17 protein-coding genes and 1 pseudogene are annotated in these 15,404 nt (G+C 39.9%); 17 read left to right on the top strand and 1 reads right to left on the bottom strand.

Features of this window, described 5'->3' with window-relative positions; genetic code table 11:
- Window positions 1–70: 70 nt before the first annotated feature.
- The 15 genes and pseudogenes from IW492_RS15545 to IW492_RS15475 all read left to right on the top strand — a co-directional run bounded on the left by IW492_RS15545 (window position 71) and on the right by IW492_RS15475 (window position 12,917).
- On the top strand, window positions 71–850 hold the full coding sequence (locus tag IW492_RS15545; RefSeq protein ID WP_202068765.1) for a DeoR/GlpR family DNA-binding transcription regulator: 780 nt from the start codon (window positions 71–73) through the stop codon (window positions 848–850).
- Between the two features lie 181 nt (window positions 851–1,031).
- Window positions 1,032–1,727: a deoxyribose-phosphate aldolase gene (deoC, locus tag IW492_RS15540; protein ID WP_202068763.1), complete on the top strand. Its 696-nt coding sequence runs from the start codon at window positions 1,032–1,034 to the stop codon at window positions 1,725–1,727.
- Window positions 1,724–2,170, top strand: coding sequence for a PTS sugar transporter subunit IIA (locus tag IW492_RS15535; RefSeq protein ID WP_202068761.1), 447 nt, complete (start codon window positions 1,724–1,726; stop codon window positions 2,168–2,170). Before deoC ends, IW492_RS15535 begins: the two co-directional genes overlap by 4 nt.
- A 130-nt stretch (window positions 2,171–2,300) precedes the next feature.
- Window positions 2,301–3,680 carry a PTS fructose transporter subunit IIC gene (locus IW492_RS15530; RefSeq protein WP_202068758.1) on the top strand — a complete coding sequence of 460 codons (1,380 nt, stop codon included), beginning with the start codon at window positions 2,301–2,303 and terminating at the stop codon, window positions 3,678–3,680.
- 33 nt (window positions 3,681–3,713) lie between these two features.
- Complete coding sequence (locus tag IW492_RS15525) at window positions 3,714–4,724, top strand: Gfo/Idh/MocA family oxidoreductase (protein ID WP_202068797.1); 1,011 nt, start codon at window positions 3,714–3,716, stop codon at window positions 4,722–4,724.
- A gap of 10 nt (window positions 4,725–4,734) precedes the next feature.
- Complete coding sequence (locus tag IW492_RS15520; RefSeq protein ID WP_229441922.1) at window positions 4,735–5,793, top strand: zinc-dependent dehydrogenase; 1,059 nt, start codon at window positions 4,735–4,737, stop codon at window positions 5,791–5,793.
- A gap of 289 nt (window positions 5,794–6,082) precedes the next feature.
- Window positions 6,083–6,472, top strand: a pseudogene (locus IW492_RS15515) (Na/Pi symporter).
- A gap of 320 nt (window positions 6,473–6,792) precedes the next feature.
- On the top strand, window positions 6,793–7,665 hold the full coding sequence (locus IW492_RS15510) for an AraC family transcriptional regulator (protein WP_202068756.1): 873 nt from the start codon (window positions 6,793–6,795) through the stop codon (window positions 7,663–7,665).
- 691 nt (window positions 7,666–8,356) lie between these two features.
- Window positions 8,357–9,277 carry an alpha/beta fold hydrolase gene (locus IW492_RS15505; RefSeq protein WP_202068754.1) on the top strand — a complete coding sequence of 307 codons (921 nt, stop codon included), beginning with the start codon at window positions 8,357–8,359 and terminating at the stop codon, window positions 9,275–9,277.
- 199 nt (window positions 9,278–9,476) lie between these two features.
- Window positions 9,477–10,013 (top strand): 5-formyltetrahydrofolate cyclo-ligase, encoded by a 537-nt coding sequence (locus IW492_RS15500; RefSeq protein ID WP_202068752.1) that lies wholly within the window; start codon window positions 9,477–9,479, stop codon window positions 10,011–10,013.
- Window positions 10,014–10,023: 10 nt separating this feature from the next.
- Window positions 10,024–10,725: a rhomboid family intramembrane serine protease gene (locus IW492_RS15495; protein WP_202068750.1), complete on the top strand. Its 702-nt coding sequence runs from the start codon at window positions 10,024–10,026 to the stop codon at window positions 10,723–10,725.
- A 27-nt stretch (window positions 10,726–10,752) separates the two neighbouring features.
- On the top strand, window positions 10,753–10,971 hold the full coding sequence (locus tag IW492_RS15490; RefSeq protein ID WP_202068748.1) for a YqgQ family protein: 219 nt from the start codon (window positions 10,753–10,755) through the stop codon (window positions 10,969–10,971).
- Between the two features lies 1 nt (window position 10,972).
- Entirely contained in the window at window positions 10,973–11,941 is a 969-nt protein-coding gene (locus IW492_RS15485) for an ROK family glucokinase (RefSeq protein ID WP_202068746.1), read from the top strand.
- A 14-nt stretch (window positions 11,942–11,955) separates the two neighbouring features.
- The gene (locus IW492_RS15480; RefSeq protein ID WP_202068742.1) at window positions 11,956–12,357 is read left to right on the top strand and encodes a rhodanese-like domain-containing protein; all 402 of its coding nucleotides are present in this window, start codon (window positions 11,956–11,958) and stop codon (window positions 12,355–12,357) included.
- Between the two features lie 200 nt (window positions 12,358–12,557).
- The gene (locus IW492_RS15475) at window positions 12,558–12,917 is read left to right on the top strand and encodes a DUF488 domain-containing protein (protein WP_202068740.1); all 360 of its coding nucleotides are present in this window, start codon (window positions 12,558–12,560) and stop codon (window positions 12,915–12,917) included.
- A 225-nt stretch (window positions 12,918–13,142) separates the two neighbouring features.
- Here IW492_RS15475 and IW492_RS15470 read toward each other — a convergent pair whose 3' ends face one another.
- On the bottom strand, window positions 13,143–13,310 hold the full coding sequence (locus IW492_RS15470) for a DUF3042 family protein (RefSeq protein ID WP_202068738.1): 168 nt from the start codon (window positions 13,308–13,310) through the stop codon (window positions 13,143–13,145).
- Window positions 13,311–13,488: 178 nt separating this feature from the next.
- Here IW492_RS15470 and IW492_RS15465 point away from each other — a divergent pair, with 178 nt between their 5' ends.
- Both IW492_RS15465 and IW492_RS15460 read left to right on the top strand, forming a co-directional pair.
- The gene (locus tag IW492_RS15465; protein WP_202068737.1) at window positions 13,489–14,805 is read left to right on the top strand and encodes a hypothetical protein; all 1,317 of its coding nucleotides are present in this window, start codon (window positions 13,489–13,491) and stop codon (window positions 14,803–14,805) included.
- A gap of 170 nt (window positions 14,806–14,975) precedes the next feature.
- On the top strand, window positions 14,976–15,239 hold the full coding sequence (locus IW492_RS15460; protein ID WP_202068736.1) for a YiaA/YiaB family inner membrane protein: 264 nt from the start codon (window positions 14,976–14,978) through the stop codon (window positions 15,237–15,239).
- Window positions 15,240–15,404 lie beyond the last annotated feature (165 nt).

The raw sequence follows: 15,404 nt of genomic DNA, 5'->3' as shown, positions 1-15,404 counted from the left end.
TCTTTTCAGGCAAACTCATGCTACCATTTTAAGTAACAGTAAATAAAAGCAAATAACAGGATGTGAAGACTTGGAAGAAAATAAATTTTTATATGCAGAGGAACGAAAGGCTGAGATATTGAGATTGCTTGAAGAACAGGAACGGCTTCAGGTAATAGATTTGGTGGAATTGTTTCAGGTTTCGGGCAGTACTATTCGAACGGATATGCGTGAACTTGAAAAAGAGCATTTATTGACACGAACTCATGGAGGAGCGATTCGCAATCCGCAAAGAAGTTTTGAAGATAAGCCCAAAGTCAGAGAACTGACGACTGAAAAAAGGCAGATTGCTCGTAAAGCAGCTAGTTTGCTGAACGATGGCGATTCTCTGGTTATTGATACTGGGACTTCCTGTCTGGCTTTTGCAGAAGCTTTGGTACACAGCCAGATTAAGGGTCTAAGAATTCTTACGTATGATTTGCAGATTGCTTCCATGCTCAGCGAGGAAACAGAGCATGAGATTTGTTTTATCGGTGGGATTATTCGAAATGGATTTCAGTATACTTCAGGAGAAATGGTGATAGAATCATTACGGACATTTTTGGTTGATAAAGCAATTATTGGGACAACATCATTTTCTATAGAGAAAGGCTACTCTACGCCAAATATAGGCACAGCCGAACTCAAAAAGATTTTGTTTTCCATCGCAAGACAGAAGCTGCTGCTTTGTGAATCCAGCAAAATTGGGAAAGAAAGTTTCAAACTATTTGCCGGAACTGCTGATGTGGATATTTTTATTACAGATAAAGGAGTCAAAGAAACGGATCAGCATTCCATGAACGCTAAAGGCTTGACTGTTTTAACTGCCTGAAAAAAGAATGAAGTGAACGAAAAGAGCAGAAATACCATCAAAAAATGATGATATTTTCTGTTCTTATTTCTTTGCTTCAAAAGCAATTGAAAATAATTTAACTTTCATTTCCTTTTATTTGTTGACAAAATGAAAGTTCGTGATAAAATGAAATCGTATTCAAGTAAGAGGAGGAAATGAAATGACAGTCAATTTATCAGTGAAAGAATTAGCAAATTTGGTTGATCACACCTTATTAAGGGCAGATGCACAGCGTGCAGAGTTTAATAAACTTTGTCAGGAGGCAAATAATTATGGTTTTAAAATGGTGGCAATTAACTCATCTCCTGTTCAGCATTGCGCAGAACTTTTAAAGGAAAGCCCTGTTCATGTCGGTGCAGCGATTGGATTTCCTTTGGGGCAGACGATGATTGAGACAAAAGTCTTTGAAGTGGCTAATGCAATTAGTAATGGTGCAGATGAAATTGACTATGTAATTAATATAGGGGAGTTAAAAGATGGAAATTTGACTTACATCCGACAGGAAATGGAAGAGATCGTTTCGTTGTGTCGGGAAAAAGGAATATTGAGCAAAGTGATTCTTGAAAACTGCTATTTATCTGATGAAGAAAAGGTTGCTGTTTGTAAAATTGCGAAAGAAGTACTGCCTGATTTTGTAAAGACTTCTACCGGATTTGGTACAGGCGGCGCAACACTGGCTGATGTGAGATTGATGAAAGAGGTAGTGGGTGATAAGGTGAAAGTTAAGGCTGCCGGAGGCATTCGTGATTTGGAGACAGCTCTGGCAATGGTTGAAGCAGGAGCGGAAAGACTGGGAACGAGTTCAGGAATTCCAATTGTTGAAGCGTATAAAGAATTCATGGAGGAAAAAGGATGAGTTTAAAAGAGCTTATGTCTGAAAAACTGATTATCACAGAATTGCAGAGTAAAAATAAGGAAGAAGGGATTAAAGAGCTGGCTGAAAAAATGGCTGCATGCGGAAGAGTCACAGATCTGCCTGTCTATCTGAATGCTGTAATGAAGAGGGAAGAGGAAGCAACAACTGGTATAGGATTTGGCGTAGGCATCCCACATGGAAAGTCGACATCAGTTGCAGAGGCAAGTCTGGCATTTGGTCGAAGCAAAGAGGGAATTGTTTATGATTCCATGGATGGAAGTCCAGTGCACTTATTATTTTTAATTGCAGTCCCGGAAAATTCTGATAATGAACACCTGAGGATTTTGAGCCAGTTGTCCAGAAAGCTGATGCATCAGGAGATTAGAGAACAGTTGATGAATGCTGTCAGTAATGAAGAAATTTATTCGATTATTGACATGTAGAAATTTTACTTTGCCAAGGAGTTTTCAAATGAAATATTCCGTGGTAAACAGTAACAGCTATTACTCTCTAATGATGCAAGAGATCAACACTGAAATGGTTGGATGCCAGAAAGACTAAGGAGGAAATAGAATGAAAATAGTTGCAATTACTTCATGTTCCACTGGAATTGCCCACACGTATATGGCTGCTGAAAATTTGGAAATGGCTGCAAAAGAAAAAGGATATGAAATCAAAGTTGAAACTCAAGGTTCTATTGGGGCTGAAAATGTTCTTACCACAGATGAGATTACTGCTGCTGATGCAGTGGTGATTGCTGCCAGTACAACGGTCAATAAAGAGCGTTTTAATGGAAAACGGCTGATTGAAGTGGATGTGAACGAAGCAATTAATAACGGACCCAGCCTGCTGGAACGATCACTTTCAGCACCTGTTTATCAAACGGGTTCGGGAACAGAAAATATGAAGGAAGAGAGACAGTCAGGTAAAGGGATATACAGTCATTTAATGACAGGGGTTTCCTATATGATTCCATTTGTAGTTGCCGGAGGCTTGTGTATTGCACTGGCATTTGCTTTTGGGGGAATCAATGCCGAAGGAGATTTGGCTCAGGGAATTAATGAATTGGGCGGCTTGGCGATGTGGCTGATGTGGCCAGTTCTGGGTGGGTATGTTGCTTTCTCTATTGCGGATCGGCCCGGTCTTGTTCCGGGAATGGTCGCAGGAATGGTTGCTTCGGGAATGAATGCCGGCTTTTTAGGAGCCCTGCTGGGCGGATTTCTGGCAGGTTATACAATTTTAGTATTAAAACGATTCTTAAAACTGCCTGCAGCTTTTTCTGGTTTGCTGCCGGTATTAATCCTTCCAGTTCTATCAGTTTTAATCGCCGGAGGAATTATGAAGTTTGTTGTAGGTGTTCCAATCACAGCAATTAATGAAGGGATAATGAACTGGTTGAACAGTTTAACAGGGATTAATTCTGTTTTACTAGGGCTTATACTAGGAGCCATGATGGCTGTTGATTTGGCCGGACCTATTGGAAAGGCAGCATACTTCTTTGGTGTCGCTTCTCTGACAAATCTGGGGGCAGGTGAGACCAGCACGATTATGGCAGCTGTCATGGTTTCTGGAATGGTACCTCCTCTGGCAATGGCTCTTTCTTCTACTATACTTGGAAAACAGCTGTATACAAACGAAGAAAGAGAAGCAGGAAAGTCGGCATGGGTATTGGGGCTGTCTTTTATCTCTGAAGGAGCCATTCCATTTGCGGCAGCAGATCCAATACGAGTGCTAGGTTCAGTTACAGTTGGTTCAGCGATTGCCGGGGCTCTGTCAATGATATTCAATTGCGGCATTGCAGTTCCGCATGGCGGATTTTTTGTCTTTTTGATCCCAGGTGCAGTCACAAATGTTTTATTCTATATCATTGCACTGGCAGTTGGAACGGCAATCAGCGGTTTTCTGGTGACAGCAGTGAAACTGGCGGGTGTCAAGAAAAGGGAACAAGTGTAAACGAGAGAACAGGTGGAGGGGAAATTCGTGAAAATGGTGAATATTTGTTTAATCGGTACAGGACGAGCTGGTATGATTCACGGCAGAAATATGGCAGCTAAAATAAAGGGCGGCAAGTTGATTGCTTTATGTGATCCTTCAGAAGAATCTCTAATGAATGCACAAAAGGAGCTGACCGTTGATTATATTTATAAAGATTATAGAGAAGCGATAGAGAACCCGGAAGTTGATGCAGTAGTGGTTGTCACGCCGACAGTCTATCATAAAGAAATCGTCATTGCTGCAGCTGAAGCCGGCAAACATGTTCTTTGTGAAAAACCTTTGGCAATGGATGAGCAGGAATGTCTGGAAATGATTCAGGCAGCTGAAACAAATAACATCAAACTTCAGGTGGGCTTCATGCGCAGATTTGATGAAAGCTTTCAGGAGGCAAAAGCAATTGTGGATTCCGGAGCAATTGGCGAGGTGGTTTTGGTTAAATCTCTAACCCATGGTCCAAGTGAACCAAAACCATGGATGTATGACATCTCTCAAAGTAATGGACCTATTGGCGAAGTGAACAGTCACGATCTGGATACCCTGCGCTGGTTTACAGGTAGTGAAGCAATCTCCATTTATTCCATTGGCGGAAATTTTCGTTCACCGGAAGTTCGAGCAGAATATCCGGATTACTATGATACGGTTTCCATGAATTTGCAGTTTTCTGATGGCAAACTGGGCGCTGTGGATGGTGCTCAATATGTTCAATATGGTTATGATGCTCGTGTGGAAATACTGGGTACAACAGGCAGCATACTGATTGGAGATCAAAGTAAACATAAGCTGGTTGTCGCTAATCGGCAAGGAGAAATTGTTCGGCCGGCAATGCACAGCTGGACATATCTGTTTCAAGATGCGTATGTGGCAGAGGATCAGGCATTTGTCGACTGTATCGCAGCAGATACAGAGCCGCTGGTTAGTGGCTATGACGGAATGATGGCAGTAAAACTTGTTCATGCAGGTTTAACGTCGCTGCTTGAAAAACGAGTGGTACAGATAGATTAGGAGGATAAGGATGTCTCAGAAAATGATGAAAGCCGCACAACTTTCAGGAAAAGAAAAACTTCAAGTCACAGAGGTGGATACACCGGAAATCAGTTCTTCTGAAGTACTGGTAAAAGTGAGGGCTGCTTCTATTTGCGGAACAGATGTCAGAATGGTTAAAAATGGCTATACCAATGTGGATGAAAGACATCCATTGACATTAGGACATGAAATTGCAGGAGTGATTGAAGAGGTTGGCTCTGAAGTTAAAGGCTGCGAAAAAGGAATGCGTGTCGCAATTGCTCCAAATATGGGCTGCGGCATTTGTAATCAGTGTGTCAGTGGAAATACGCATTTATGCGAGCACTATGAAGCCTTTGGAATCAATCTGCCGGGCGGCTTTGCTGAATATTTGAAAATACCGGAAAGAGCAATCCGTCAGGGGAATATCACACGGCTTCAGGATGAAATCAGCTTTGAAGAGGCAGCATTAATCGAGCCGTTCAGCTGTGTATTTAATGGACAGGAAATTGCAGGAGTTTTCCCAGGGGATACAGTGTTGATTATCGGCGCAGGACCTATCGGTATCATGCATGCAATGTTGGCTTTGAGTCAGGGAGCCGGTAAAATTATTATGAATGATCTTCAGGAAGAGCGTTTGAATACAGCAAAAGAACTGGTGCCGGAGCTGGTAATTCTGGGGAGTGAGGATTTACAGAATAAGATTATGGAGGAAACCAATGGTCAGGGAGCAGATCTGTGCATCGTGGCAGCACCAGCTCCGCAGGCTCAGGAGGCTAGCTTCAACTATATGGGAATGAATGGTCGTCTGCTCTTTTTTGGAGGGCTTCCGAAGCAGAAAGAAAATGTTTCGCTGAATACGAATATTTTGCATTACAAGCAATTGAGAGTTTACGGCTGTACCAGAGCCAGTCTGCGCAGCTACCGTATTTCAGAACAGTTAATTGCCAGTGGGCGCATTCCAGTTAAACGCCTGATTACGGAATGTTACTCTATTGATGATTTTATGACTGCCATGCAAAATGCCAAGCAGGCTGTCGGCTTGAAACACGTCATCACATTTAATTAAGAGATCTGTTATTTATGTCAGCTGGTCAAAGGTGGTAATCCGCAGACCAGCTGACATTTTTCCCTTATTAATTGTTTATCAAGATAAAAAGAGAATCGGTCTATTTTTTTTACGACTATTGTATTTACCTCCGTTCTATTTTTTACTCTTAAACGGGGTTTATTTTTGAGTGAGAAGTAACAAAAAGTGTTTTATCAGGAAATAGTCTTTCTTTTTTGGGAGGTCCGGGGATTTTTCTTTTCAGAATAATGTATATGGGAGATGGACTTCAAAAACAGCAGGGGATTCTCTGCGGGAAATTTTAAATACATTTACTCCTACACTATTAGGAGATGTTTTTGCCGATCTTATTGTAACCGCAATTGTTCAAAGCAGTTTAGGAACAACAGTATTAACAGTTGGTTTGGCAAGAGTTGGGGGGATGTTTCTATGCTAGGTGATTGGCGTAATCATTGGGGCTAATGTTGATACTGGGAGAATCGTTTTCTGTATTGAGTTTAACTTAAGTGAATATGCACTATTCATTATGGGTGTCGGTTCCATTAGCTCTTTTTTTAAAAAAGAGTGTATTAATAATATCGGACAGATAGTTTTTGGTTTTGGCTGTTTGTTTTATGGTTTGAAATTAATGGGGAACGGACGGTATAGTGCCATTAAAGGATATGCCTCAGTTTGCTGATTTAATGGTTGGGGTATCTGATTTTCCGATTCTGGGTAGGAATTGATATGCTGCTGACCATAGTTTTGTAAAGCGTACGGCAGCTTCACACGTTGCCTTTAGCCTAGTTGGAGCGATTATTTTTACTATTTTATTGTCTCCGTTAATCCGATTATTCAATAGGAGATAAAATCTAAACACTCAAAAATTTCAATACATTAGGTTTTGAGTGTTTTTTACAGACAAACATATGCTGATAAAATTAAATCCTTCTTCTTCGGGCAGATAAAGTAGGGTTTTCAGATGCAAAAAGAGTAGAATAGAAGCAGGAGTTGATAATAGTGGAATGGATAGACAGACTTGAACAATCTTTGGACTACATAGAAAAAAATTTGACTGAAAAAATTAATTATTCGGAGCTGGCTAAGATTGCTTGTTGTTCAGAGTATCATTATCAGCGAGTTTTTTCTTATATCGTAGGTGTGCCGTTAACGGAATATATTCGCAGAAGGAAGCTTTCGCTTGCCGGTGCAGAACTGCAGCAGGGAGATAAAGTACTGACAGTGGCTGTGAAATATGGATATGAATCAGCGAATTCATTTACACGGGCTTTTAAAGCTCTTCATGGGATGGTTCCTTCTCAGGCAAAAAGAGAAGGTGTTCGTTTAAAAACCTATCCGCGTATCAAATTTCAAATTTCGATTAAAGGAGATGTTGAAATGGAGTACCGTATTGAAACAAAAGAAGCATTTAGAATTGTGGGAGCAAGGATACCCCTTTCGAAAGAAATTGAGGAGAATTTCAAAGAGGTTCCTCAGTTTTGGACTAAGGTTTCCACAGATGGGACACTGTCAAAGATAGTTCCTCTGATGAATCAGGAGTTAAAAGGGGTTATGGGAGTTAGTTCCGGATTTGCCGCCAATGAGGATGAACCGGAATATTACATTGCTGTTGCCAGTGATCAGCCGGTTCCGGAAGGTCTGGCGGAATATACTGTGAAAAGGTATACTTGGGCAATTTTTTCAGGAAGCGGACCGATGCCTCTTGCAATTCAGGAGCTGGAAAAACAGATTGTGACAGACTGGCTGCCAAGCTCCGGCTATGAATATACAGATGGTCCGGATATTGAACTCTATATTGAAAGCAATCCTGAAAATGCCGTTTTTGAAGTTTGGATGCCAGTGGTAAAGGCAAAAGAAAATACAGAAGATTAATCAATTGCTGTTGTCAGGAAAGCGGTCTAAGTGTGATGCTTTGTACTTACGGCTACTTGGTACATACAAAGACTACGATGAGGAAGCGCAGAACAGCGAAAACTGTAGTAGCACTACTCTTTTCCTTGATGCATGACAGATAATTACAGGGAAGCTCGCAAAAACCAGACGGTATGTATCGAGAATCAAAATGAAATCCTTCAATTCTTAATGGTTCTCCATTTAGAAATTGAGGAGATCGAAACAAAGTGTATCGAGAGCTGGAGATACATATTTTAAATGATATGTATCAGGGATCAGATTGAAACATGCAAACAATGAAATACCGTTTATTCGGCTTCTGGAGTTTGGGACAGAAATAAAGTTCCAAACTCTCTTCATATCTACACCCGAATAAACGGCGGTACAAAAGCAAAAATTCTTTTTGCGACGAGTAACCGCAGGAGCAACTCCTTCGGAATTAAGCCGAACTATCCTGAAAATATGAGGAGCTATTTTCGGATATTCCTTCTTAATTCTCGGAGCTGATCGTTTTTGTCCCGACCTCTTTAGTGTGGGCTCATTATGCCAGTCTTTTTTCCGTTATTAAAGAATCTTAAAGAAAAATTATGAAAGAAAAGTACAAAATTTCCACTTCAATGATTCACAATCCGATATAATAAAAGGCATTGAGAGAAAGTGAGGGAAAGCAATGGAATCAACATATATACTGTCTTCAGATAAACAGACCCGGCTGCACCTTGTTTATTGGGAGCCGCAGCAGTCTCCGGTGGGAATTGTTCAGATTATTCATGGAATGGCTGAGTACATTGAACGGTATTCAGATTTTGCAGCCGAGCTTAACAGACTTGGGTACGTGGTTGTCGGACACGATCATTTAGGTCACGGAAAATCTGTTGATGAAGTCAATCCTAAATATGGCTATTTCGGTAAAGGCGAGACTGCTAAAACAGTTATAGAAGATATTCATCTCGTTAAGCAATGGACAGAATTATATTTCCCTGAAATTTCCTATTTCATGCTAGGGCACAGTATGGGATCGTTTGCTCTCCGTAATTATTTACAGCAGAATCAGAAAGAACGATTGAACGGAGCAATTCTGATGGGGACAGGGACAGGCGCAGCAGTTATCCCAGCAATATTGGCACTCACTTCTGTACTGAATCGCTTACAGCCTGAAAAAGTCAATTATCTATTGGATCATTTGGCTTTTGGTTCTTTCAGCAAAAATTTTCCGGAAGAAAGTCAATTTAATTGGTTAAGCAAAAATCAGGAAAACGTAAAGAGCTATGAAAAAGGAGCTCTGACAGGCTTTATATTTACCAATAATGGCTTTCATACATTATTTCAGCTCCTTCATAATGCAAACCGAAAAGGCTGGGCTGACAACATTTCCAAAACGCTGCCAATCCTCGTAATCAGTGGAGAGCAGGACCCTGTTGGAGACTTCGGAAATGGTGTGAGAAAAGTGGCAAAAGACTTAAATGCAGCCGGTGTAACTGATGTAACAATGGCAATGTTTGCAGAGCTTCGCCATGAACTATTGTTGGAGAAAGAAAAAGCTCAGGTCTACGAAAAAATCAGCAGCTGGATAAAGGCCCATAACAAATAAGAATGTCGGATCGCTCAAGTGTCTGCTTCAGCTTGAAAAATAACGTAAAAAGTACAGCTTGCATTTTGGAAAATTCTCCAAAAGAAAAAATTTGCTCCGGGTGATTTGATTGCTATTTTTCCTGTTTTTTTATAAACTTAATAAATTGAATGAAGGAAAATGAATAGTGTTAAGCAGTGCTGGAAGGAGTTGCAAAATGATGGATAAAAAAGGCACCAGAAAATTGGGGAAAGCAAATTTACATTGGCTTCATAAAAACAATGAGATAAAAAAGAACAAAGAACAACTGATTCGGGAGCAATTATTTTCAGATCAGCTCTGGATAGCTGCGCAAACCATTGGTGTGGTTAAGTCCATGCCTTTTGAATTCAACACATTGCCGGTTATAGAGCAGGCCTGGTCTGAAGGCAAAAAAGTGGCTGTACCTAAAACAGAAAAAAAAGGATTGTTTTTTCATTCGATACATACTGAATCAACATTTGTTAAGTCTTCTTTTGGGGTAGAAGAACCGGCTGAACATGCGGTAATTTCTTTGGCGGAGATTGACTTGCTGATTGTTCCGGGCGTGGTTTTTACAACAGACAGGTTGAGAATAGGGTTTGGCGGCGGCTATTACGACAGAATTTTGGAACAGTATTCGGGAGCCAGCTGCAGTTTGGTATTTAGTGAACAAATTCAGGAAGGCTGGCAGGCGGAAAGCTTTGACCAGCGGGTAGACAAGTTGTTTATTCGATAAGGAGGATTTGATGGATTATCAAACGAAAATGAAGGTAAAGAATTTTTTGAGCAAGCCTTTTATTACATACGTAATACTTGGAATTACAGTTATTGTATTTCTGGGTATGGAATTGTCTGGCGGATCTGAAAACAAGCAGGTACTGCTGGACTGGGGAGCAATGTCAAAAGACCGGGTGGTTCTCTATCATGAGTATTGGCGCTTCTTTACGCCTATGTTTCTTCACATTGGCTGGATGCACATCATTCTGAATATGATTACGTTATACTATGTGGGTGCTCAGGTGGAAGGTGTTTACGGTCACTGGCGCTATCTGCTGATCTATCTTACAAGCGGTCTGCTTGGTAATTTTGTCAGCTTTGGGTTCGGCTCACGATTTACAATTTCTGCAGGAGCCAGTACTTCTATTTTTGGATTATTTGGTGCATTAATTATTCTGGGGTGGCATTTCCGTGATAATCAGGCAATTCGATTTATGGTTCAGCGTTATTCAGTCTTTATTGGAATAACACTGCTCTTTAATCTGTTCAGTTCATCTGTTGATATTTTAGGTCATATTGGCGGTCTGCTTGGAGGATTACTCGCCGGGACATTTGTTGCTGTTCCAAAGCAATCTGAAAATTTTAATATTCATCAGCGAATTATTTCGGTAATGATCATCGCATTCATTTTTGTTGTTTGTTTCTTCTTAGGTTTTAAAAATTACAATTAACTTGTATAATAAGGAAGTGCTTTAATCATGGAAACGTTATATGATGTTCAGCAGCTGTTCAAGCGTTTTGGGATGTATATTTATGTAGGCGCCCGAATCTATGATATTGAACTGATGGCAATTGAATTAAAGAATCTCTATGAAGGACATTTAATTGATAGAGACATCTATCTTCAGGCCAGACGAATCCTAAGCAGAGAGCATAAAATAGAAGAAAACAGGTTAACAGAGAGAGGGATCGAATGACATGGAAAAAAAGATCATAGGAATTGATTTGGGCGGTACAACAATCAAGTTTGCAATTTTGACCTTGGATGGAGAAATCCAGCAAAAATGGAGCATTGAGACCAATATTTTGGATGAGGGATCGCATATTGTTCCAGATATCATTGAATCGATCAACCATCGAATTTCTCTTTATGGAATGAGTAAATCCGACTTTGTGGGGATTGGTATGGGAACTCCCGGCAGTGTAGACTTGGAAAAAGGAACAGTGATCGGAGCTTATAACCTGAACTGGACCACGCTTCAGCCTGTGAAAGAACAGATTGAAGCCGGAACAGGTATTGTTTATGCTCTAGACAATGATGCAAATGTAGCTGCTTTAGGGGAGCGCTGGAAGGGTGCAGGGGAGAATGATCCGAATGTGGTATTCATCACATTAGGCACTGGTGTTGGCGGAGGAATTATTGCAGAAGGCGTACTGCTGCATGGAACAGCCGGATGTGCTGGAGAGATAGGTCACGCAACCGTTGATCCTAACGGTTTTGACTGTACCTGTGGGAAAAAAGGCTGTCTGGAAACAGTAGCAAGTGCTACCGGAGTTGTCAGACTGGCAAGAAAATTGTCAGAAGAGTACGCTGGAGACGCTGAACTGAAACAAGCGGTCGATGACGGACAGGCAATTACGAGTAAAGATGTTTTTGAATATGCTGAAAATGGAGATGCTTTTGCTTTAATGGTTGTTGACAGAGTTTGTTTCTATTTGGGTCTGGCATTGGGCAATATCGGAAATATTCTGAATCCGTCAAGCATTGTTATTGGCGGCGGAGTATCAGCTGCTGGAGAGTTTTTACGGGGACAGGTTGAAAGCTACTTTAAGGAGTTTACTTTTCCTCAGGTTCGGGAAAGTACTAAAATTAAGTTAGCTGAATTGGGGAATGAGGCAGGTGTAATCGGAGCCGCTTCGCTGGCATTAAAATTTATTGAAGAGTAAGAGAGGGTTTTGAGATGTCTGGGTTATTAATGTTAAATATTATTTTAGGTTTGGTTCTTCTGGCAATGGTCGGCAATACGCTGTATATGTATATTCTGGGGAAACGGTCAGCCAAGCTGATCACAGAGGACGAGTTTAGGGAAGGGATGAGAAAAGGGCAGGTCATTGATGTCAGAGAAAAAGATGCATTTGATGCCGGTCATATTTTGGGTGCCCGCAGTCTTCCTTACTCCATGCTGAAAACAAGTATGCAGTCTCTTCGGAAGGATCAGCCAATCTATCTATATGACCAAAAACGATCAATCAGTATTCGGACAGCAAGCAAGCTGAAAAAAGCCGGTTATACAGATATCTATGTATTAAAAGACGGTTATGAGGGCTGGACAGGGAAAATTAAAAAGAAAAGCACACTTTAACATTTCAAAGATTGAAGCAGAGTTTAGGATAAAACGTGAAAAGTTTTGTATCCTCTTTGCTTCAGTTTTTTTCTTTAGAAAGCCTAGGAAAGAGGGGGTCCGTCAAATATTTATGAACTCATCCTATTTTGAGCTCTCACCTAAAGGGAAATAGTTTTATTTTTTGGGATTTACGCTACAATGGAAGAGGGGCGATTAAAGTGATTTATATTAAAAGAGCTTATGAAAAACCAGATAAAAAAGATGGTTATCGGATTTTGGTTGATCGTTTGTGGCCGCGAGGAGTCACTAAAGAAAAGGCTGAAATTGACTGCTGGATGAAGGCTATTGCGCCTAGTAAAGAGTTGAGAAAATGGTTTAATCATGAACCTGAAAAATTCTCTGATTTTAAAGAAAAATATAAAAAAGAGCTTTTGAATGAACCGGAAACTGTTCAGGAGCTTTCAGCTATTCTTAAGCAAGAGCCGATTGTGACATTTGTTTATAGTGCAAAGGATGAAACGATGAATAATGCAGTAGTTTTGAAGGAAATCATGGAAGAAGTCTACAGAAAAAAATGATAAAGAGGAGAAAGACGGGTGAAAAGCGTTGCCATCGGAGGCGGACCGCGCAGATTATCAGTGTTGGACTGAATTTTCGTGGAATATGAGAGAAGCTGACAGGATTTCAGAAAAAATCCTGCAATAGTATTTTCGTTAAGCTGATGACAAGTCTCCAAATGGATGCACGTGAAAAAAAGAAATCGGCTGCTTATTCAGCTGATTTCTTTTTTCACTGTTGACTTCTTAGCGTGTAACACGTTTACGCATTGCTTTTTTGCGGTTTTGTTCAATCATATCCTCTTTTTCTTCGATCGGATCAATTACTGTTTTCTTTACAGTAAACGCAAGACCGGCAACAGCAGCACAAGTAACAGCTGTACCGACTAACAGGCCGGAAATAAATTTTTTCATAACATCATCTCCTCTATATAGTTAATTCTACATATTTCATTATGAACGAAAATACGAAAAAAGCCAACTCTTTTGTCATAGAAAGTAAACCTTTAATAAAATAGTTATATAATGAAATTCATTGGAAAAAGTGAGATAATCTTTCGTGAATGATTTGCAGAAAGAGGAGGATTAAACAATGAACCTTAATCAGATAATAGAAGCTTTTCTATCTCTTTCTATTCAGAACGGCGGCTGGATGGAATTGGATCGTTTTTACTTAAAAAACAGAATTTTACTACTTGTAGGTGAAAAATTATTGGAGGAAGAATCACAGACAGTGGAGCTCTTTCAAGGGACAGCAGAAAAAATGGTAGACGAGTTAATAAACTATGCTTTGGCTAATAAAAAAATAGAGAATGATCAGGCATCAAAAAATGTGCTGAAAGCTCAGTTATTTGATCTTCTTATGCCGCCGCCAGCCGTTGTTAATGCATTTTTTGCTCAATATTATTCAAAAACGCCTCAAGATGCGACGGACTACTTTTATCAGTTAAACAGGAAGAGCGGGTATGTTAAGAAATATGAATCTTTGGAATCCATGACAGTTGAAGCAGGCTACGGAGAAATGACGTTTAAACTGATGACTGATCAAACGAAAAAGACATCTGAAACAGCGGCTAATGAATTTGCTGCCGCATGTATTCAGGAGAAAAGCTCTCCTCAATGTCCTTATTGTTTTGAGAGTGAAGGATATGCGGAACAAAAGGCAGAAAATAGTATGAAGCGTTTTATTCGGATGAATCTCCAAGGTGAAAGCTGGGGATTTCAGTTCGCTACTGATGAACAGTATTCTGAACAATTCTTTATTTCTCCAGAAAAGCATAGCTCTTTGGAATATGGGAAGAGGGGAATTAATCGAATGACTCAGATTCTTGATGTTTTTCCGCATTATTTTATCAGCTTAAAAGATGATGGGAGTATAAGACATGGCTGTTATGAAGGAGGTAAGGAGCAATTCCCGTTATTTCATAAGAGTATCAGTCGTTATATTGAGCTTGCTGATTTTCCGTTATTGAATATTGGGACAGTTTATTGGCCTTTTCCTGTAATTCGGCTGCAAAGTCCCAATAAAGAAGATATTACGGAAGCCGCAGCAGTTGTTTTGAATAGATGGGAAAAGAGTATTAAAACTATTGAAGATAATATATTTATTTCGATTATTGGCCGGCGTAAAGAAGGGACATATGAGTTTGATTTGCTGTTTACTAACGCAGATAAAACAACTGAGAACAGAGAAATAGATAGACAGAAATTTTCGATTGCGGAACTTTCAGGGGTGCTTAATCTTTATGATGCAGAGCTTATCAAGACCGAAGAAATAGAAAGAAGCGGGCGGATAGAACAGCTGTCAGAACAATACCTTGGTCAGCTGCTGCAAACAGATTTATTTAAAAGGGTCGATTCTAGGATTGAAAGTTTTGAAGATTTTTTAACTGAGCTGGAAAAAAATTAATAAGATATTTATAGTGCTATACTTATCGATGTTCATTACAAAGGGGTTCATATTGTTTGAGTAAAACATGGCAAGTACAAGATTCAACAATCCACTCTTTTTTTCCTTTGAAAGGACTGGTATACTAATTAGGAAACACAAATTTTAAAAAGGAGAGTAGGAAGAGAGTAATGAAAAAGAAAGCGTACAGAAATACTCCGGCTTTTTCATTTATGAGCTGGGGATCATTTGCCTTTTTTGTAGCATTGATGTTGATTGGTTTATACACACTTAAAGAACCCTTGATGGTAAAAGGGTATTACTTGATGGGTTCAGTTGGTTTGATTTCTTCGTCTTTTACACTTGCAAAAGTAATCAGAGATAATCAGGAAGATGAAGAACGTTATAATCAGATGTTCCGTGCAATGGATGATTCAATAAAAAAAGAAGATTAATTTGTTGAAACTGAATATTAAATGGAGCTTGGGAATGATTCCGGCTCATTGTCAACTAGTGTTGGTGAAAGAAATACAAGAGAATAAAGCCAAGCAGTTAAGGGGCCCTACCTAGCTGCTTGTTTTTCATGCATGGATTCTGTTAATGAGGGTTCTTTTTAACTT

This window comes from Enterococcus sp. BWB1-3 (genome assembly GCF_016745275.1).
In the GTDB taxonomy this organism is placed as follows: domain Bacteria; phylum Bacillota; class Bacilli; order Lactobacillales; family Enterococcaceae; genus Enterococcus_L.
This window is presented reverse-complemented; position numbering and strand designations above follow the sequence as displayed.